At 68.4% G+C, this 18,481-nt stretch carries 16 protein-coding genes; 6 read left to right on the top strand and 10 right to left on the bottom strand.

Annotated features, from left to right (window positions below; translation table 11 throughout):
• Window positions 1-129: 129 nt before the first annotated feature.
• The 6 genes from ACWCO2_RS28650 to ACWCO2_RS28625 all read right to left on the bottom strand — a co-directional run bounded on the left by ACWCO2_RS28650 (window position 130) and on the right by ACWCO2_RS28625 (window position 7,638).
• Entirely contained in the window at window positions 130-702 is a 573-nt protein-coding gene (locus tag ACWCO2_RS28650) for a GTP-binding protein (RefSeq protein ID WP_450130889.1), read from the bottom strand.
• Window positions 683-1,039, bottom strand: coding sequence for a DUF742 domain-containing protein (locus tag ACWCO2_RS28645; RefSeq protein WP_450130925.1), 357 nt, complete (start codon window positions 1,037-1,039; stop codon window positions 683-685). Before ACWCO2_RS28645 ends, ACWCO2_RS28650 begins: the two co-directional genes overlap by 20 nt.
• A gap of 2 nt (window positions 1,040-1,041) precedes the next feature.
• Window positions 1,042-1,479, bottom strand: coding sequence for a roadblock/LC7 domain-containing protein (locus ACWCO2_RS28640; protein WP_450130888.1), 438 nt, complete (start codon window positions 1,477-1,479; stop codon window positions 1,042-1,044).
• Window positions 1,480-1,525: 46 nt separating this feature from the next.
• On the bottom strand, window positions 1,526-3,445 hold the full coding sequence (locus ACWCO2_RS28635) for a sensor histidine kinase (RefSeq protein ID WP_450130887.1): 1,920 nt from the start codon (window positions 3,443-3,445) through the stop codon (window positions 1,526-1,528).
• Window positions 3,446-3,895: 450 nt separating this feature from the next.
• Window positions 3,896-4,786: an ABC transporter permease gene (locus tag ACWCO2_RS28630; protein WP_450130924.1), complete on the bottom strand. Its 891-nt coding sequence runs from the start codon at window positions 4,784-4,786 to the stop codon at window positions 3,896-3,898.
• 41 nt (window positions 4,787-4,827) lie between these two features.
• Window positions 4,828-7,638 (bottom strand): alpha/beta fold hydrolase, encoded by a 2,811-nt coding sequence (locus ACWCO2_RS28625; RefSeq protein WP_450130886.1) that lies wholly within the window; start codon window positions 7,636-7,638, stop codon window positions 4,828-4,830.
• Between the two features lie 480 nt (window positions 7,639-8,118).
• On the opposite strand from ACWCO2_RS28625, the gene ACWCO2_RS28620 reads away from it, so the two are divergent.
• Window positions 8,119-9,153: a TerC family protein gene (locus tag ACWCO2_RS28620; RefSeq protein WP_450130885.1), complete on the top strand. Its 1,035-nt coding sequence runs from the start codon at window positions 8,119-8,121 to the stop codon at window positions 9,151-9,153.
• Between the two features lie 86 nt (window positions 9,154-9,239).
• On the opposite strand, the gene ACWCO2_RS28615 is transcribed toward ACWCO2_RS28620, so the two are convergent.
• The 3 genes from ACWCO2_RS28615 to ACWCO2_RS28605 form a co-directional block, all read right to left on the bottom strand.
• Window positions 9,240-9,896, bottom strand: a complete 657-nt coding sequence (locus ACWCO2_RS28615) for an RES family NAD+ phosphorylase (protein WP_450130884.1) — start codon at window positions 9,894-9,896, stop codon at window positions 9,240-9,242.
• Between the two features lie 34 nt (window positions 9,897-9,930).
• Window positions 9,931-10,515 carry a DNA-binding protein gene (locus ACWCO2_RS28610; RefSeq protein ID WP_450130883.1) on the bottom strand — a complete coding sequence of 195 codons (585 nt, stop codon included), beginning with the start codon at window positions 10,513-10,515 and terminating at the stop codon, window positions 9,931-9,933.
• A 168-nt stretch (window positions 10,516-10,683) separates the two neighbouring features.
• Window positions 10,684-11,661, bottom strand: coding sequence for a chitinase (locus tag ACWCO2_RS28605; protein ID WP_450130882.1), 978 nt, complete (start codon window positions 11,659-11,661; stop codon window positions 10,684-10,686).
• A 166-nt stretch (window positions 11,662-11,827) separates the two neighbouring features.
• On the opposite strand from ACWCO2_RS28605, the gene ACWCO2_RS28600 reads away from it, so the two are divergent.
• The 5 genes from ACWCO2_RS28600 (at window position 11,828) to ACWCO2_RS28580 (ending at window position 17,565) form a co-directional block, all read left to right on the top strand.
• The gene (locus tag ACWCO2_RS28600) at window positions 11,828-13,498 is read left to right on the top strand and encodes a class I adenylate-forming enzyme family protein (protein ID WP_450130923.1); all 1,671 of its coding nucleotides are present in this window, start codon (window positions 11,828-11,830) and stop codon (window positions 13,496-13,498) included.
• 86 nt (window positions 13,499-13,584) lie between these two features.
• Complete coding sequence (locus ACWCO2_RS28595) at window positions 13,585-14,340, top strand: SDR family oxidoreductase (RefSeq protein ID WP_450130881.1); 756 nt, start codon at window positions 13,585-13,587, stop codon at window positions 14,338-14,340.
• Window positions 14,333-15,106 (top strand): SDR family oxidoreductase, encoded by a 774-nt coding sequence (locus ACWCO2_RS28590; RefSeq protein ID WP_450130880.1) that lies wholly within the window; start codon window positions 14,333-14,335, stop codon window positions 15,104-15,106. The genes ACWCO2_RS28595 and ACWCO2_RS28590 overlap by 8 nt, the downstream gene beginning before the upstream one ends.
• Before the next feature lie 79 nt (window positions 15,107-15,185).
• Complete coding sequence (locus ACWCO2_RS28585; protein ID WP_450130879.1) at window positions 15,186-15,803, top strand: TetR/AcrR family transcriptional regulator; 618 nt, start codon at window positions 15,186-15,188, stop codon at window positions 15,801-15,803.
• Between the two features lie 112 nt (window positions 15,804-15,915).
• A complete protein-coding gene (locus tag ACWCO2_RS28580; RefSeq protein ID WP_450130878.1) occupies window positions 15,916-17,565 on the top strand; it encodes an AMP-binding protein in 1,650 nt (549 codons plus the stop codon).
• A gap of 351 nt (window positions 17,566-17,916) precedes the next feature.
• On the opposite strand, the gene ACWCO2_RS28575 is transcribed toward ACWCO2_RS28580, so the two are convergent.
• Window positions 17,917-18,369 (bottom strand): MaoC family dehydratase, encoded by a 453-nt coding sequence (locus ACWCO2_RS28575; protein ID WP_450130877.1) that lies wholly within the window; start codon window positions 18,367-18,369, stop codon window positions 17,917-17,919.
• Between the last annotated feature and the right edge of the window lie 112 nt (window positions 18,370-18,481).

Raw genomic sequence — 18,481 nt, 5'->3', positions numbered from 1 at the left:
GGACTGCCCTGACGCCGTGCATTGGCACCCACAAGTCAGGGCACCCCCGAGGTGCTTCGCGGCCCGTGGGTGTCTACCGGAATCAGGCGCTGCTAGACACCCACGGGGGACTCCGCTTCCAAATGGCGTCTACATCGGACGTGATGTCAGGACGTGTTCGGTGAGTTGCACCAGCACCGACGCCGCCGAGCGCCGATCCCGCGCATCGCAGGGCACGACCGGGACGTGCGGCTTGATGTCCAGCGCTTCGCGCACTTCATCCGGGCGGTAGTGGAAACCGCCCTCGAAGTGGTTGACGGCGATGACGAACTGGATGCCGCGCTCTTCGAAGAACTCCACGGCGGCGAAGCAGTCCTCCAGCCGCCGAGTGTCGGCCAGGATCACCGCGCCCAGCGCGCCGCGCACCAGGTCCTCCCACATGAACCAGAACCGCTCCTGGCCCGGCGTGCCGAACAGGAACAGCACGATGTTCTGCGGGTCGAACGTGATGCGGCCGAAGTCCATGGCCACGGTCGTGGTCTTCTTCTGACCGACACCGGTGAGGTCATCGGTGCCGATGCTGGCGACGGTGAGTGTCTCCTCGGTGGTCAGCGGTTCGATCTCGCTGACCGACCGGACGAACGTGGTCTTCCCGACGCCGAATCCGCCCGCGACGAGGAACTTGAACGCGGTCGGGAACAGCTCAGAGCTGTCGGAGACCATGCAGCAACGCCTCCAGTTGATCTCGGTCTGGCATCTCGGTGGGCACGCGGGTGGTGATCGCGCCCCAGTCGATGAGGTCGGACAGCAGTACTTTGGTGACCACGGCGGGCTGCCGCAGATGAGCGGACACCTCGGCGACCGAGGTGGCGAACCGGCAGAGCTCCAGCATCCTGGCGTGAGTCGGTTCGACCCGCTCCGGAGTCAGCCGACCGGTGGCCCGCACGAGCGACTGCAGCGACAGCGTCGCGGATGGTTGGGTCCGGCCGTTGGTGAGCGAGTAAGGCCGCAGCAGGGGGCCTGCTTCGTTGTCCAGCCACATCTTCTCCGGTCCCGACATCGTCACCTGCCCAGCTCGCCGGAACTCCGCGCGGCGGTGGGCTGCCGCGCAGCGGTGGTGAGGTGCGTGGGCACCCGCTTGACGAGCTGGGCGATCTCGTAGCCCAGCACCGCCGCGTCCGCCTCCGGGGTCGCGAGCACGACGAGCACCGCGCCGGGGCCGGCGGCGGAGACGAAGAAGATGATGTCGTCGAACTCCGCCACCACCTGCCGAACTCCGCCGCCGGAACCGAAGCGGTAACCGGCGTTGCGGGCCAGCGAGCACTGCGCGGCGGCCCAGGCCGCCAGCGCGTCGGCCTCGTCGGAATCCAGTCCGTGGTGGTATCGGCGCAGCCCGTCCGAGGAGGCCAGCAGGGCGCAGCGGGTGTGCGGAACACGCCGCATCAGATCTGCGAGCAACCAGCTCAGATCAGATGTTGAACCGGGCACGTCATTGGCCATCGGTATAGAACTCCTTGGGGATCAATGCGGGGAAGGAGCGAGCGGTTCAGCCGGACTGCTCGTCGGGGCGTCGTTCGGAGTCGGCGCCCTGCCGGTATGCCGCCCACAGGCCGGGGTTGGGGCCGCCGCGCGGCGCTTCGTCGGCTTGGGGACCGCCGGCGAGCTCCGGGGCGACGTAGCTCTTGGACCGATCGCGCCGCGGTAGCGGCGGGCGCTTCTCGTCGATGAGGACCTTCTCTCCGGGAAACTGCCCGGTTGGGGTCGGCTCGCTCGGGATCTGCGTTTTCGGGAACTGGGTGGTCGTGGTCGTGTCCGAAGGGCTGGACCCGGAAATGGGCACGACCCCGGAGTGCCGCCCGTAGCCCGGCGCGGAACTCCCGTTGGAGCTGCCGACCATGGCCTCGACGGGGGCGCGGTGCACCCCGCGGCGAGTGCCGTTCTCAGGCGCGGCGACCGGTTCGGGTGCCGAGGGCCAGGCCTCGACGGCTGGTTCCGGCGCAACCGGTGCTGGCTTCGGCGCCGGCTCCGGTCGGGAAGCGGGTTCCGGCTTCGGCGCCGGCTCCAGCCGGGACGGCAGGTCCGGCTGAGCGGCCGGTTCCCGCCGGGCGGCAGGTTCCCGCCTGGGGGCCGGCTCCGGCGCGGGGGCCGGTTCGGGCGCAGCGATCGGCTTGGGCGTCGGTTCCGGGGCCACGATGGCGTCCACCGGGGACTTCTCCGGCTCCGGAGCCTCATCGTCCTCGCCGAGCAGCTTGTTCGGGATCACGATGTGGGCGTCCGTGCCGCCGTACATGTTGTTCTCGAGCTCGACGGCGACCTGGTGCCGCTGACCGATCTGCGCGACCACGTACAGGCCGATCCGGCCGTCCTTGAGCCGCTCGTCGCGGTCCACGGCGCCGGGGCTGGCGAGCAGGTCGTTCAGCTCGCTGCGGTCGGCCTGGCTCATGCCCAGACCGCGGTCCCGGATGTCGATCGCCAGGCCAGCGGTGACCCGCTGGGTGCTGACGGTGACCTGGGTGTCGGGCTCGGAGAAGGCGGTCGCGTTCTCGACGAGCTCAGCGACCAGGTGGATGATGTCGGCGACGGCGTGGCCGTGCAGCGTGCCGTCGACCGGCGGGACCACCTTGACGCGGGCGTAGTGCTCGACCTCGGCGACCGAGGAGCGCAGCACCGTGTACATCGCGACCGGCTGGCTCCACTGGCGCCGCGGCATCGAACCGCCGAGCACGGCGAGACTTTCCGCCTGCCGGCGAACGCCGGTGACCAGGTGGTCGACGGCGAACAGACCCTTGAGCAGTTCCGGGTCCTCGACGCGCTGCTCGAGGTCGTCGAGTCGCTGAATCGCGCGGTGCGCCAGCGACTGCACGCGGCGGGCGATGTTGGCGAACACCGCGACGCTCGGGTCGACGACCCCGCCGCTCTCGGCGAACTGCTGCATGCGGACCACGGCGAACTCGGCCGCGGCCTGCGCCTGCCGGATCTCGTAGGACAGCAGCTCGAACGGATCGTTGTTCGTGGGCTCACCGGTGGGCCACTTCGGCGCGGGCTGCTCGCCCGCCTGGACTCGCTCCACCAGCCGGGGCAGTTCTTCCCGGCCCTGCGCGACCTCGCCGCGCAGCGCGTCGACATACTGCCGCTCGCGGCGGGCGGTGTCGTCGATGGACCGCTGGACATCCCGGGAGGAGTCCTCGGTCCGGTCGTTGATCTCGGTGGCGGTAGCGGTGGCCTTGCGGTATGCCGCGTACAGCACGGCTATGCAGCCGACCGCTCCGATTCCGAGCACGGTGTACTGCAGCTCGACGGGTGTGTCGAGGGACAGCACGACTGCTGCTGCGATCGCGAGCACGGCCAGGACGGCCAGCGGAAGCATGACCAGTCGCTGCAGCTCGGGTCGCAGGTCATCGTCCGCGTCGCGAGACGACGCGGGTAACCGCTCGGACTCCGACGCGGTAGAAGGGAACTCAGACATCAGCGTCCTTGGTCGGGGATGCGGCGACGGGCACCGGATGCCTGGGGGTCGGGGACGTCACCGCGGGACTACTGGTGTTTCGATTGTTGATCAACTCATCACCGAAGTGATCCTAGCGACCCTAGTGGAGATTCAGTAGCGAGGGTGTTGACCTTTGGAAACGCTTGAATTAAGCCTAGATCGGCCACCGCTTCGGGTGAAACGCCTGCATGGTCGCGGATCCGGTCCGATGCGGTCGTCGCCGGGCGGGGCGCAGGCGGCTCGGCGCGGGATCGCGCGTGATCGTTCCGGCGTTCGCAGCTGACCTGTGCGAACTGGTCCGAACGCGAGCTTCGCATCACTCGTTCGGGTGGTCTTCGCTATTCTAATCAGCGCAGCGTCGGGAACTCTGGGGTCGACCGCCGGCTGGTCGCAGGTGGACGGAACGACCGCGACCAGCCGGAGCAGTTGTCAGCTCGTGATGTCCTTGCGCTGGAAGCGCCAGATCGCCAGTGCGATGAACAGCGTCGCGTAGGTCAGTGCGGAGAAGGCGCCGTGCGCGACCTCCGTCCAGTCGACGTCCGCGCCGAGCAGGTCGGCGTAGGCGGTCGAGTAGTGCGTCGGCAGGTAGGTGCGCAGGCTCCCGAGCGCGTTGATCTGGTCGAGGATCTCCGACAGGATCGACACCACGACCGCGCCACCGACCGCGCCGAGCGGTGCATCGGTGCTCACGCTCAACCACAGCGCCAGGCCTGCGATCCAGGTCAGGTGCACGGCCAGGTAAGCGGTCGCCGCCGTCAGGCTCGCCAGCCCGGAGGCGAACGGCACCGATTCCCCGGTGGGGGTCACCAGATTCCCCGCGCCGTACCAGAGCACGCCCACGCCGAGTGAGATCGCGGTCAGCAGCACCAGCCCGAAGACCGACAGCAGTCCGGCGACGATCGCCTTCTGCCGCAGCATCCGGACGCGTGGGACCGGCGCTGCGAGCAGGTACTTCAAGCTCGACCAGGACGCTTCGCTGGCCACCGTGTCGCCGAAGAACAACGCCACCACCACGACCAGCAGGAAGCCGGTCGAGGCGAACAGGGTGAACGCGGTGAAGTTCAGCCCGCTCTCGGTGGCCATGTCGGCGAAGGTCCGCCCGCGTCCGACGGCGTCGCCGATCTCGAACGACAGCAGCAGCAACACCGGCAGCACCACCAGGAAGCCCAGCGTCAGCCGGGTGCGGCGCCGTCGCAGCTGGCGGGCGAGTTCCACCCGCACCGGCAGCGTCCGCTTCGCGTGGTAGCCCTCGATGCCGCCGTCCGGCTGCGCGGGGTGGCTGCGCCCCGAGCGCACCAGCGCGGTCTTGGTGGTGTCCAGCTGCCCGATCTTCGCGGGACCGCTGGTTTGCGGCTCGTCGGTCACCGTTTCTCCTCTCCGACCAGCTGCAAGAAAGCGTCCTCCAAGCGCCGTCGCGGACCCACCTGGTGCACCGAGACCCCGGCGTCGACCAGCACGTTGACCGCGATGGCGGCCTTGTGCCCGGCCAGGTCGGCGTGCACCAGGTCGCCGTCGACCTCGACCTGGCCCAGCCCCTCGATCGTGCGCAACGCCGCGGCGGCCTGCTGCGGCTCGTCGACCCGGAAGGTCGCCTCGCCGTCGACCGAGGCGATTTCGGCCACGCTGCCGGTGGTCACCAGGCGACCGTTGTGCATCACGACGACGTGGGTGCAGGTCTGCTCGACCTCGGCGAGCAGGTGGCTGGACACCAGCACCGACCGCCCGGTGGCGGCGTAGCGGCGCAGGATCTCGCGCATCTGGTGGATCTGCGGCGGGTCGAGCCCGTTGGTCGGTTCGTCGAGCACGAGCAGCTCCGGCAGACCGAGCATGGCCTGGGCGATCGCCAGCCGCTGCTTCATGCCCTGGCTGTAGCTGCACACGCGGCGCTGCGCGGCACTGCCCAGCCCGGCGATCTGCAGGACTTCGTCGAAGCGGGCCTGCAGCATGGGCCGCCCGGTCGCCGCCCAGTAGTAGCGCAGGTTGTCCACACCGGACAGGTGCGGCAGGAAGCCCGGGGTCTCCACCAGCGTGCCGACCCGCGACAGCACCGGAGCACCGGGCGCCAGCCGGTGGCCGAAGATCCGGATCTGCCCGGAGCTCGGGTGCAGCAGTCCCAGCAGCATGCGCAGGGTCGTGGTCTTGCCGGCGCCGTTGGGGCCGAGCAGCCCCACGATCTGGCCCTGCTCGACGCGGATCGACAGGTCCTGCACAGCGGTGGGTTTGTCCGGGTAGGACTTGGTCAGCCCGGCGATCACCAGCGGCGTGTCGGACAGCATCGGGTCGATGTCGTCGCTGCTCTTGCGGCGGATCCGCGAGATCACCCAGGCGACCAGCACCAGCCCGGCCAGCAGCCCGATGCCCACCAGCGGTTCGGCCGGCACGGCGTTGGCGTTGTTCGCGGTCCCGCGCACCGACGGGATGGTCACCTCGCTGTCCCCGGCGAGCCCGACCCGGTGCACGGCCGGTTCCTTCGGCTGCGCGTAGGCCTGGTCGGTGGTCGAGACGACCAGCTCCAGGCGGTGGCCGGTCTCCAGCGGGTGCACCACGCCGGGTAGCGCCACGTCGACGTCCACCGGTGTGCCGTCCGGCGGCAGGTCCGTCACGTGCAGCGGGGAGACCGCGTTGCCGATCAGGGTGCGCTTCTGGTCCGGGGCGACGTCGTAGAGCTTGGCGAACAGCACTGCGCTGCCGGTGGTGGGCTGGCCCCGCACCGAGGCCACCGACAACCGGGTTCGCGGCGTGCCGGAGATCAGCAGCTGGCTGTCCAGCGGGTCGGTGCGGAACACCGCGGTCTGGCCGGGCAGGTCCCGCGCCAGCGACTGGCCGAGGCTGCCCGCCGTGTCGAGGGCCTGCGAAGCGCCGGGCAGCGAACTCCTCGCCGCCGGGTTGCCGCCGGGCGGGTTGACGACTTCGGTGGCCTGGCCGTGCAGAGCCAGCGAGAAGCGCGGCACGCGCGCGACGTCCTGCACGCCCGGGTAGGAGTCGGCGGTGATGGTGCGGACCGGGATCTCGCCGTTGCGCTGCGGGCGCCCGGCGATGTCGAACAGGAAGTCTTTGTGCTGTTCCGGCGCGGGCCCCACGCCGCCGAGGTGGAAGGCGAACCAGTCGGCGATCTGCTGGCGCTGCGCGGGCCCGGGTTCGGCGCCGTCGTGGCCACCGGCGAACCAGATCGTCTTGACCTCGCCGCCGGCCGCGGTGATCTGCCGGGCGTTGGCGTCGGACTGGTCGAGGCCGAACAAGGTGTCGTGCTCGCCCTGCATCAGCAGCGTCGGCACTTTGATGTTGGCCGTGACCGACTTCGGCGAGACCCGGGCGAGCAGGTCCAGCGTCGCCTGCCCGGCCCGCCCGGTCTGCGCCAGCTCGCTGTAGGCAGCGCACACCTGATCGGTGAAGTTGCCGCAGGTCAGCTGCTGTCCTTGCGGGCTGGTCGGGCGGCCCGGCGAGCCGTTTCCGATGTCCGGCTGGTCGTTCGGCCGCGGTGTGCTCCCGGCGGCGAACAGCAGTCCGGCCCACGCCTGCTTGAACACGCCCTCGTCGTTGAACGAGCCACCGGCCGGGGTGGGGGTGGTGCGGGCCTGGCGCGCGGCGTTGTTGGGCAGCAGCGCTTGGCCGAGGTCGTTGTAGGTCATCACCGGGGCGATGGCGTCGACGCGGTGGTCGGCACCGGCCAGCATCAGGCTCAGCGCCCCGCCGTAGGAGGCGCCGGTGACGCCGACCTTCGGATCGCCGTCGCCGTCGCGGGACACCTCGGGCTGGCGGGCCAGCCAGTCCAGCAGCTGCTGGGCGTCCTTGACCTCGTAGTCGGGATCGTTGAGCGCGATCTGGCCGGTGCTCCGGCCGAAACCGCGGGAGGAATAGGTGAGCACCGTGAAGCCGCGCTGCACCAGTTCCTGGGCCTGCGTGGCGGTGTCGGCCTTGCTACCGCCGAAGCCGTGCGCGAGCAGGATCGTCGGTGCCGGGGTCTCGGCGGGGGCGTAGAGGGTGACGTCGATCTGAATCCGCTGGGAGTCGTCGGGCCCGTCCACCACGTCCACCATCGCCTCCCGCGGACGTTCCGGGGCGGCGTGGCGCGGTTGTTCACCGGACCACAGGAGAGCGGTGAGCACCACTACGGCGATGCAGGACAGCGCGGCCAGCGCGATGCGCGTGCGGCGGCGACGGGATGCGGACACGTTTTCGACAGTAGGGGAAGAGGGGAGCACCGGTTCGTATCCAGACGAGTGCGAAGACCAAGAAGCTATGAACCAGAGACCAAACAGAAACCGGACACCTCGTCGCGTCCGCCATCGGGTCGTTGCCGCATCCCCGCGTGCGGTCCCGGCTGGGACCGGGTCCGGGTGATCATAACGGTGATCGCCAGGAGGGCAAGGGCCGATCCGGCCGCCGTCGGGATGACATGAGCGTGTCCCGCATTGTTCCTGGGGGCATACCCATTACGGTCCGTGCGTGATGTTCGTTGCTTGTGGTAGCCCCTGGCTAGCGTCGAGGGGTGCGCGTAAGTGACAATCTTGGCAAGTGGAGGGGAGTATTCCTTCGCGACGGTGTCGTCATCACGGAACTTGCTAGGACAAGCCCGGTGCCGTCGACCGGTTGCCAAGCCGGTGGAAGAGACCTCCGGTCCCTTGGCGTACGCCCTGAACCGGAGGTAACTCATGGGTGCCGACGTAACGTTGCTGGCCCAGCAGGCATCAGGAGCTGCTGATCGGCTCGACATTCCGTGGTGGATCTGGGCCGCCACGCTCGGCGGCTTGGCTCTGCTGCTGCTGATCGACCTGGTGATCGTTGACCGCAAGCCGCACGAGGTCACCACGGGTGAAGCGGCGCGGTGGGTCATCTTCTACGTCGCTTGCGCGGTGGCGTTCGGCATCGGTGTCTGGATCTTCGGCGATGCGCACTTCGCCATTCAGTACTTCACTGGTTACATCACCGAGTACTCGCTGAGCATCGACAACCTGTTCATCTTCATGGTGATCATGTCGAGCTTCGCGGTCCCGTCGATCCACCAGCACCGCGTGCTGCTGATCGGCATCCTGCTGGCACTGGTGATGCGAGGCATCTTCATCGCCGTGGGCGCCGCGCTGATCGAGCAGTTCGTCTGGATCTTCTTCATCTTCGGTGGCTTCCTGATCTGGACCGCCATCAGCATGGTGCGCAAGAAGGACGAGGACGAGGAGTACAGCGAGAACGTCCTGGTGCGCTGGGTGCGCAAGGTGTTCCCGGTGACCGACGACTACCACGGCCACAAGTCGGTCGTGAAGATCGACGGCAAGAAACTCCTGACCCCGATGTTCGTGGTCATCGTCGCGATCGGCAGCGCCGACCTGCTGTTCGCGGTCGACTCGATCCCGGCGATCTTCGGCATCACCCAGGACCCGTTCCTGGTCTTCACCGCCAACGCCTTCGCGCTGATGGGTCTGCGCCAGCTGTACTTCCTGCTCGGCGGCCTGGTGGACAAGCTGATCTACCTTTCGGTGGGCTTGGCCGTGATCCTCGGATTCATCGGCATCAAGCTGATCATCCACGCGTTCCACGAGTACCACCTGGTGCCGGAGTGGCTGGAGATCAACAACTGGATGTCGCTGAGCTTCATCATCGTGGTCCTGGTGATCACGGCCTGGGCAAGCCTGGCCAAGGCCAAGAAGAACGGCGAGCCCGAATCGGCACCGGAGCAGGTCGAGAAGGCCTGACCCCTGGTCGAAACGAAGTGCCCGGAGCTTAATCGAGCTCCGGGCACCTCCGTGTTTCAGAACCTGTCTCCGATGGTCCTTTTGCGTCAGTCCAGGAGCGTGTAGCTGAGTTCCTTGCACACTCGCCCCAACGGCACGTCCAGGCCCGGGTGGCTCAGGGGTAGCAGGACGTCGGGGGAGTCGGGCAGGGCTGTGGCTGCCGGGGGATCCCAGAGGCACAGCGACGGGTTGCCCGCGTCCATTGAAGAGCGGTACCAGAGGCCGTCGAGTTCCGGATAGGCCGCGCGGATGCCGCGGGCCCACGCCTGGGTGCGCAGCTTGGGACCGGTGGCGATCGCTTGCGAGGCGCCGGCCCGGGTCGCCCACAGGCCGGTCAGGTCCAGCAAGCGCAGCGTCCGACGTGGACGGAACAGCACCAGCTGCGGACTGCGGGTCCGGCGGTCCACTGTGGAGGTCGCTTGGAACACCTCTGCGATGCAGGTCTGCACTGACAGCGAGAAGTACAGGACGCCGTGCTCCCGCGTGACGGTCGGCCCGCCCTGCGCGTTGGGCAGGTGCGGGTCGAACCGGGCGTGCGGCAGCGGACCGGCGTAGCGGAAGCTGTTCCACTGCTGGGGGTGGTTGCCCCCGGTGGTGAACACGCGCACGAGGCGAGTACCGGCCGGCACCGCGATGACGTCTTCGGTGCGCCGGAGCATCGCCTGCAGCACAGCTGGCGCAGGCGGCTGGGGTAGCCGTGCCATGGAGGTCCTGGATCGAGTTGGATGGGGTGTGCGCTCAGGCCGGGGTGCCGATGGTGGCGGCGAGCTCGGCCACCCGCTGGGGGTCGCCGCCTGCCAGCAGCCACTCGCGCGGGCTCGCGGGGCGGTCCCCGAGTTCGAGGTCCTCCTGCGGCGTGGTCATGAAGTTGGCCAGCACCAGCGAGGGTTGGTCCACCGGCATCAGCGCGAGCACCACGTCCAGACCGGGCAGCGCGTCGGCGTCGGTGAACTGCCACGCGGGCAGTCGCCATCCGCCGCGGTCCTTCCAGCCGATCAAGCGGCGTTCGCTGATCCGGTGCCGGATGCGACTGGTGTCCACCCCGATCCGCTCGGCGGCCTGGTTGACCGACAGCGCGGTATCGCGCAGCACCGCCTGCTCGGCGACGGTGCGCGCGCGGGGGTCGACTTCGGCGTCGCTGAGCGGCGTCAGGTCCAGCCCCGCCTCGCTGAGGGCGGCCCGTTCCGCGTCGGTGAAGTGCGCGGCTGGGTCTCCCTGGGGCGAGGTGAGCTTCTTGGCGGCATCCTCGACCAGTGTCAGAAATTCGTTGGCGGTGACCTTTAAACCGGCTCGTGCCAACACAGTCTCCAGCGCGGCTGACATGCCTCCAGGGTAGCGCGGTACGGGAGAAATGTGTGCGCGAACGTGCGCCTGGTGCTGAATCTCACTTTTCGTAGCATGTGGATTGCGGACCGTGACGATCGTGCGGCTCCGGTCGGGTTGCGCAGCACCGTGATCGTGGATCGAATGCCCGACCGGAGTCGCTCTTGATTACGGCAGTGTGTCCAATTGCGCCCGCACCGGATCGGAGAAGGCGTTGTCGCTGCTGGCATCCCAGTTGATCGACCAGGTCATGACGCCGCTGAGTTCCGGGTGCGGCTGGTCCGGGGTGTACTGTCCGCAGTCCTTCGCGGCGGTCAGGCAGTTCAGCGCGTTGCCGATCACTGCGGGCTCCACGTATCCGCTGCCCGCCGCTGACGGCGTGGCCGGCAGGCCCAGCGAGACCTGGTCGGGTCGCAGCACTTGCAGCAGGCTGCAGGCCTGCGAGGTGATGAAGTCGACCGAGCCTTGGCTGTAGACCTGGCCGTCGCAACCGTTCATCGAACCCGAGTTGTAGTACTGGGTGTGCACGACGGTGATGACGTCCTTGAGGTTGTTGATCAGCTCCAGGTAGGAGCCGCTGGGCTGCACGTCGAGGGTTTGCGGGGCCATGGTCAGCAGGAAGCCGTCGCCAACCTGTTCGCGCAACTGCTGGACGGCGGTGGTGGTGTTGGGGAGGTTGAAGCCGTGCTCCAAGTCAATATCTAACCCATCAATGCCGTATTTCGTTAAAATTTTTCCAACGGAATCGACGAAATTGGCGACGTTCGACTCGGAGCCCAAGTCGACGTTGCCCAATTCGCCGCCGATCGAGAGCACGAAGGACTTGCCCTCGGACTTCTTCGCGGCGATGTCGGCCTTGAGCTGTTCGTCGGTGTAGCCGCCGAGCGCGTCGGAGAGCTCCGGGTCGACGTTGAAGGTGACCGCACCGGGGCGGGCCGAGTCGGCGTTGGCGAAGGCAAGGGCGATCAGGTCGTAGTTCGGCGAGATGTCGCTGACCTTGAGCGGCTTGGCGTTGTTGGTGAAGTTCTGCCAGTAGCCGGTGAGCTGGTGCTTCGGGAGCGCCTGCGGCGCATCGGCCGTCGCGGTCGGGGCGAGTGTGAGCGCGGTCAGGGCCGCTGCGGTCAGGGCGGCCAGGCGTTTCATCATGCGGACCTCCGGGGATTCGTACCGGATGCGTCTTCGCAAAATGGACTAGACCAGCTGGATGGTCAACGGTTTGGCGATGTTGCGAAGCGGGGGAGGGTTGACGCGGCCGGGCGTGGGTCGTTGACTGGACGTACCGACTGGTCGGTCTCAATGTGGAGGTGGCGTGTTGGTCAGCCCTTACGACGCACGGCCGTGGCTGGAGCTCTACGCGGGCGAGATCCCGGAGACGATCGAACCGCGGTTCGGCAGCCTGCTCGAGGTGTTCGCCGCCGCCTGCCGAGAACACCCGGACCGGGTCGCCACCACCTACTTCGACGGTCGGCTCAGCTTCCGCGAGCTCGACGAGCTCAGCGACGGGCTGGCGCAGCACTTCGTCGACGAGGGCGTCGCCGCCGGTGACCGGGTCGCGGTGTACCTGCAGAACGTGCCGCAGTTCGTGATCGCGTTGCTGGCCGGGTGGAAGGCCGGGGCGATCGTGGTCCCGCTCAACCCGATGTACCGGAGCCGCGAGCTGACCAGGATCCTCGCCGACGCGCGGCCCGCCGCGGTGGTCTCCTCCGAGCAGGGCTGGCACGACGTGCTCGGCGAGCTGACCGGACCGGCCGGGGTGCGCGTCGCGGTCACCACCAGCGAGCTGGACCTGCAGACCCGCCACGACGCGCGGCTGTTCAGCCGCATCGAGCGGCGCCCCGCGGCCGGGTGCGCGGACCTGCTCGCCGTCGCGCGGGCCAACGCGGGCAGGCGGCCGCCCGCGGTGTCACCGTCCAGTTCGGACACCGCGCTGCTCGTCTACACCTCCGGCACCAGCGGAATTCCCAAGGGCGCCACCAACACTCACGGCAACGTGGTGTTCAACGCAGAGGGCATGGCCGTCCGAATCCGGGAGATCGGCGGGGGCGGGATCTTCGCGCTGGCTCCGCTCTTCCACATCACCGGCCTGGTCTGCCAGCTCGGTGGGGCGATGGCCGCCGGTCTCCAGCTGGACCTGGCCTACCGGTTCGAGCCCGGCGTCGTGCTCGATGCGCTCGCCGAGCACCGGCCCTGCTACATGGTCGGCCCGTCCACCGCGTACATGGCGCTGATGAACCACCCGGAGGTCACCGCCGACCACTTCTCCTCGCTGGAGCTGGTCTACTCCGGCGGGGCGCCGTTGCCGTCGGCGGTGGTCGAGGCGTTCCGCGAGCGGTTCGGCCACTACATCCACAACGGCTACGGGCTCACCGAGACCACCGCGACCGCGACTTCCGTGCCGGCGCACCTGGAAGCTCCGGTGGACGAGGCTTCGAGAACCCTCAGCGTCGGGCTGCCCACTTACGACGCGGTGGTGCGCATCGTCGACGACGAGGGCGCCGACCTGCCGGTGGGGGAGGTCGGCGAGATCGTCATCGAAGGCCCGATGGTGGTGCCGTCCTACTGGGACAAACCCGAGGAGACCGCGGCCGGAATCCGTGACGGGCGGCTGCACACCGGTGACGTCGGGTTCATGGACGCCAAGGGCTGGTTCTACGTGGTGGACCGCAAGAAGGACATGATCAACGCCTCCGGGTTCAAGGTGTGGCCGCGCGAGGTGGAGGACGTCCTCTACGGACACCCGGCTGTCCGCGAGGTCGCCGTGGTCGGCGTGCCCGACGCCTACCGGGGCGAGACGGTCAAGGCGTTCGTGAGCCTGAGCCGCGGCCGTTCGGCGGAGCCCGCGGAACTCGTCGAGCACTGCAAGCAGCAGCTGGCCGCGTACAAGTACCCGCGCAGCGTCGAAATCCTCGACGAGCTGCCGAAGACGGCCACCGGCAAGATCCTGCGCCGCCAACTCCGCGACACCGCTCGCGCGGCGGAGTAGTGGCACGAGGTGCACGCAAATTCCATTGAAATCGGACGTCTGATTTCCCTTGAAATCGCGCTGAACGGCGGAGAGGAAGGAAGTAGATGAGCAAGCGTTTCGACGGTCGGGTGGCGGTCGTGACCGGTGCCAGCCGGGGAATCGGCCTGGCCATCGCGGAGCGGCTGGTGGCCGAGGGCGCGAAGGTGACCTTGACCGCGCGCAAGCCCGAGCCGCTGGCCGAGGCGGTGGAGGGCCTGGGCGGCGCCGAGCACGCGCTCGGCATCGCGGGCAAGGCCGACGACACCGAGCACCAGGCCGAAGCGGTGGCCAAGACGGTCGAGGCGTTCGGCCGGGTGGACGTGCTGGTCAACAACACCGGGATCAACCCGGCCTACGGACCGCTGCTCGACGTGGAACCCGGCGTCGCGCGCAAGTCCTTCGAGGTCAACGTGCTCGCCGCGCTGTCGTGGACCCAGCAGGTCCACCGGGCGTGGATGGGCGAGCACGGCGGTTCGGTGCTCAACGTGTCCTCCGTGGCCGGTGTGCGGCCCGCGCCGGGGATCGGTTTCTACGGTGCCACCAAGGCGATGCTGTCCTACATCACCCAGGACCTCGCGGTGGAGCTCGGCCCGAAGGTCCGGGTCAACGCGATCGCCCCGGCGGTGGTCAAGACGAAGTTCGCCACCGCGCTCTACGAAGGCCGCGAGGACGAGGTCGCCGCGCAGTACCCGTTGCAGCGCTTGGGAATTCCGTCCGACATCAGCGGTGCGGCGGCGTTCCTGCTTTCCGAGGAAGCGTCCTGGATCACCGGACAGGTGCTGGTGCTCGACGGCGGTATGACGTTGACGGGCGGTGTGTGAGGTGCAGCTGGCCGGTTCAGCGGTGGTGATCACCGGTGCGGGCAACGGCATCGGTGCGGCGATGGCCCGCAAGTTCGCCGAGCTCGGTGCGGAGATCGTGCTAGCCGATGTGGACACCGAAGGCGTCCAGCGGGTCGCGGCGGAGGTCGGCGGCCTGGCGGTGCCGGGCGATGTCGCGAGCGAGGACGGCGTGCGCACGCTGGTCGAGGCCGCTCTCGCCGAGCACGGGCAGATCGATCTGTTCTGCGCCAACGCCGGGATTTCCCGCGGCGGTGGTCCGGAGGCGGACGAGGCGGCTTGGGCGGATTCCTGGGACGTCAACGTCATGGCGCACGTCCGTGCCGCCCGCGCACTGCTCCCGCACTGGCTGGAACGCGGGAGCGGGCACTTCCTGGCCACGGTGTCGGCCGCGGGACTGCTGACGATGTTGCAGGCCGCGCCGTACTCGGTGACCAAGCACGCGGCGCTCGGTTTCGCCGAATGGCTGGCGATCACCTACGCCGACCAAGGCATCACCGCGCAGGCCCTGTGCCCGCAGGGAGTGCGCACGAACATGCTCAGCAGCAGCGGCGACGCCGGCAAGACGCTGCTCGACGACGGAGCGCTGGAACCGGAGCAGGTCGCCGACCTGGTCGCGGACTCGCTGGACAGCGGCGAGTTCCTGATCCTGCCGCACCCGGAGGTCGCCGACTACTACGCGTTGCGCGCCGCCCAGCCGCAGCGGTGGCAGGCGGGCATGCGCAAGCTCCAGCGCAAGCTGGGATGACGGGTGTATCCCCGCCGGTCCGCGGTGCAGCGGACCGGTGGGTCGATACGCTGAGCGGGGATCGACAGGGGAGGTTGACATGGCGAGGGTGGCCAACGGCCGCACCACCGCCGCGACGGCGGCAGGTGACGAGCCGGTCCCGCAGCGGTTGCTCTCGGTGGCGACGAAGTTGTTCGCCGAGCAGGGCTACGAGCTGACTTCGGTGCAGCAGATCGTGGACGCGGCCGGAGTCACCAAGGGGGCGATGTACCACTACTTCGGCTCCAAGGACGACCTGCTCTACGAGATCTACGCGCGGGTGCTGCGGGTGCAGCACGCGCGGATGGAGAGCGCGGCCGACAGCGACTCCCCGGTGCAGGAGCGGCTGCACGCCGTGGCCGCCGACGTCGTCGCGACCACGGCGGCGAACCTGGACGACACGAAGATCTTCTTCCGCTCCATGCACCTGCTGCACGCGGACAAGCAGGCGGAGGTCCGCGGGGAGCGCCGCCGCTACCACGAGCGGGTGTGCGAGCTGATCGAGGAAGGCCAGCGCGACGGTGTGTTCCGGACCGACAAGTCGCCGGACCTGGTGGTGGACTTCTTCTTCGGTGCGGTGCACCACCTGAGCAGCTGGTTCCGCCAGGACGGCGAGCTCACCGGGGAGGACGTCGGGGAGCAGTTCGCCGACCTTCTGCTGGCCTCGCTGCGACCTTGATCCCGGTGCGGTCCAACGGTTTTCGGTGATCTTCCGGGGTTGACCGCGCGGTGCCGAGGTGCGAGATTCCTGGCAGTTTCGGAAGAACACCGCTCCGGACTTTGGTGGTCAGATGAGCAGCTATGCGCAGCGTCCTTGGCTCGCCCACTACGGAAACCTCCCGGCGGACATCGAAGTCGAGCACGGCACCGCGCTCGACCTGTTCCGCGCCGCCGTGGCCCGCGCGCCGGAAACCACGGCGATCCGGTACTTCGACGGGCAGCTCACCCTGGCCGACGTGGACGCGGCGTCCGACGCGCTCGCGGTCGCGTTGCAGGACAACGGTTTTCAACCGGGCGACCGGCTCGGCGTCTACGTGCAGAACAACCCCGCGTTCGTGATCGCGGTGGTGGCCGCGTGGAAGACCGGGGGAGCGGCCGTGGTCATCAACCCGATGAACAAGGCGCGGGAGCTGTCCTACCTCCTGACCGATTCGGGCGCTAACGCACTGGTCTGCCTGGACGAGCTGCACCCGGTCGCGCGGGAAGTCCTCGCTTCGGGCGCCACGCAGGTCTCGACCGTCATCACCTGCTCGGCGCGCGATTGGCAGACCCGCAACGATCCCCGCGTCATGCCGCAGGCGGAAGTGGGCCGCGGGCAGAAGCTGGACCTGCTCGAACTCATCGATCGGTATGCCGGTCGAACCCCGGTGGCCGATCCGCCATCGCCCTCCGACGTCGCCGTCCTCACCTACACCTCGGGCACGACCGGTGAGCCCAAGGGCGCGATGAACACCCACGCCGTGATCGCGTTCAACGCGCAGGCCTTCCGCGACTGGATGGGCACGACTTCGGCTGACAGCATCCTGGGCGTCGCGCCGCTGTTCCACATCACGGGTCTGGTCGGGCACTTCGCGCTGAGCCTGCTCGTGCCGTGCCCGCTGGTGCTGGTCCACCGGTTCCAGCCGGAGGTGGTGCTGGACGCGATCCGCGAGCACCGCCCCACCTTCACCATCGGTGCGATCACCGCGTTCATCAGCCTGTCCGCGGCGGAGGGCGTGTCGGCCGAGGACTTCCGCTCGTTCCGGCTGATCTACTCGGGCGGCGCACCGGTGCCACCGGCGGTGAACCAGCAGTTCCAGGACCGGACCGGCCACTACATCCACAACGCCTACGGCCTGACCGAGACCACGTCGATCACCCACCTCGTCCCGCCGGGAACATGTGCACCGGTGGACCCGGCGTCCGGCGCGCTGTCCATCGGGCTGCCCATCTTCGGCACGGCGGTGCGGATCCTCGACGACTCCGGTGCGGAAGCCCAGGTCGGCCAGGTGGGCGAGATCGCGATCGCCGGTCCCCAGGTGGTGCCCGGCTACTGGCGCAAACCCGAGGCCACCGCGGCAGCGCTACCGGACGGCGAACTGCGCACGGGCGACGTCGGATTCATGGACGCCGACGGCTGGTTCTACGCGGTGGACCGGAAGAAGGACATGATCAACGCAGCCGGCTACAAGGTCTGGCCTCGCGAGGTCGAGGACGTCCTCTACAACCACCCAGCAGTCCTGGAAGCAGCGGTGGTCGGAGTCCCGGACCTCTACCGAGGCGAGTCGGTGAAGGCTTACGTCACCCTGAAACCCGGCGCGTCGGCAACCCCGGAAGACCTGATCACCCACTGTCGCAACGAGATGGCGGCCTACAAGTACCCGCGCCAGGTCGAACTGCTCCCCGAGCTCCCCAAAACCTCGACCGGCAAGATCCTCCGCCGCCACCTCCGAGACCGGTAGGGCAGCCGCTCGCTCGAACCGGGCCAACTTATGCGAGAGATTTTCGCTTATTGTTATCTCTTCAGCGCCAACCGAAATCAATCCCCCAACTGCACAGTCGACCTGTCCCAGCAGACGTTCCACCGCCAAGACAACACCTCGACTCAGCCGACCCACCCCTGTGCCGTCACCCGGGTCTGAACAACAGCGGCGCGAAGCGCCACCTTGGGGCGGCGGTCGGGCGAAGGGCTGGCCCGATTTCTCGCGAAACTGACACCCACCCCACTCCCGGGTGACCCGCCGCCACGCCTGGGATGGTCAACTTCGTGAGAAATTGACACCACCTCGGGTGACGGCGGCTCCTGGCTGGGCTCAGAAGACGACTCGGCTGAGGCCTTCGGCCACGCAGGCCGGTTTGGGGGCGCCTTCGATTTCGATGGTGGACTTGATGGTGAGCTGGACGCCGCCTTGGACTTCGGTGACGTCGGCCAGTTCCGTGGTGGAGCGGATTCGGGCGCCGACCGGGACCGGGCTGGGGAAGCGGACCTTGTTCAGGCCGTAGTTGATGCCCATCTTCGCGCCGTCGAAGCGGTAGGTTTGGGCGTTCAGCTTCGACAGCAGGCTCAGGGTGAGGAAGCCGTGCGCGATGGGCGCTCCGAACGGTCCCTGCTTGGCGCGTTCGACGTCGATGTGGATCCACTGGTGGTCCAGGGTGGCGTCGGCGAACTGGTTCACCTGCTCCTGGGTGATGGTCAGCCACTCACTGGTGCCCAGCGGCTCGCCCTTGGCCGCCATGATCTCTTCCTTGCTCGTGAACACTCGCAATGCGGGAACCTCCTGTGTGGACGGTGGAGGTGGGGGGGGGGGGTGGGGGGTGTTTAAAATCTAATCACAAAACACCCCCATTAAATCTAGATAAAAAAAAATAAAAAAAAAA

Source organism: Saccharopolyspora sp. NPDC002376, from assembly GCF_053593195.1.
This window is presented reverse-complemented; position numbering and strand designations above follow the sequence as displayed.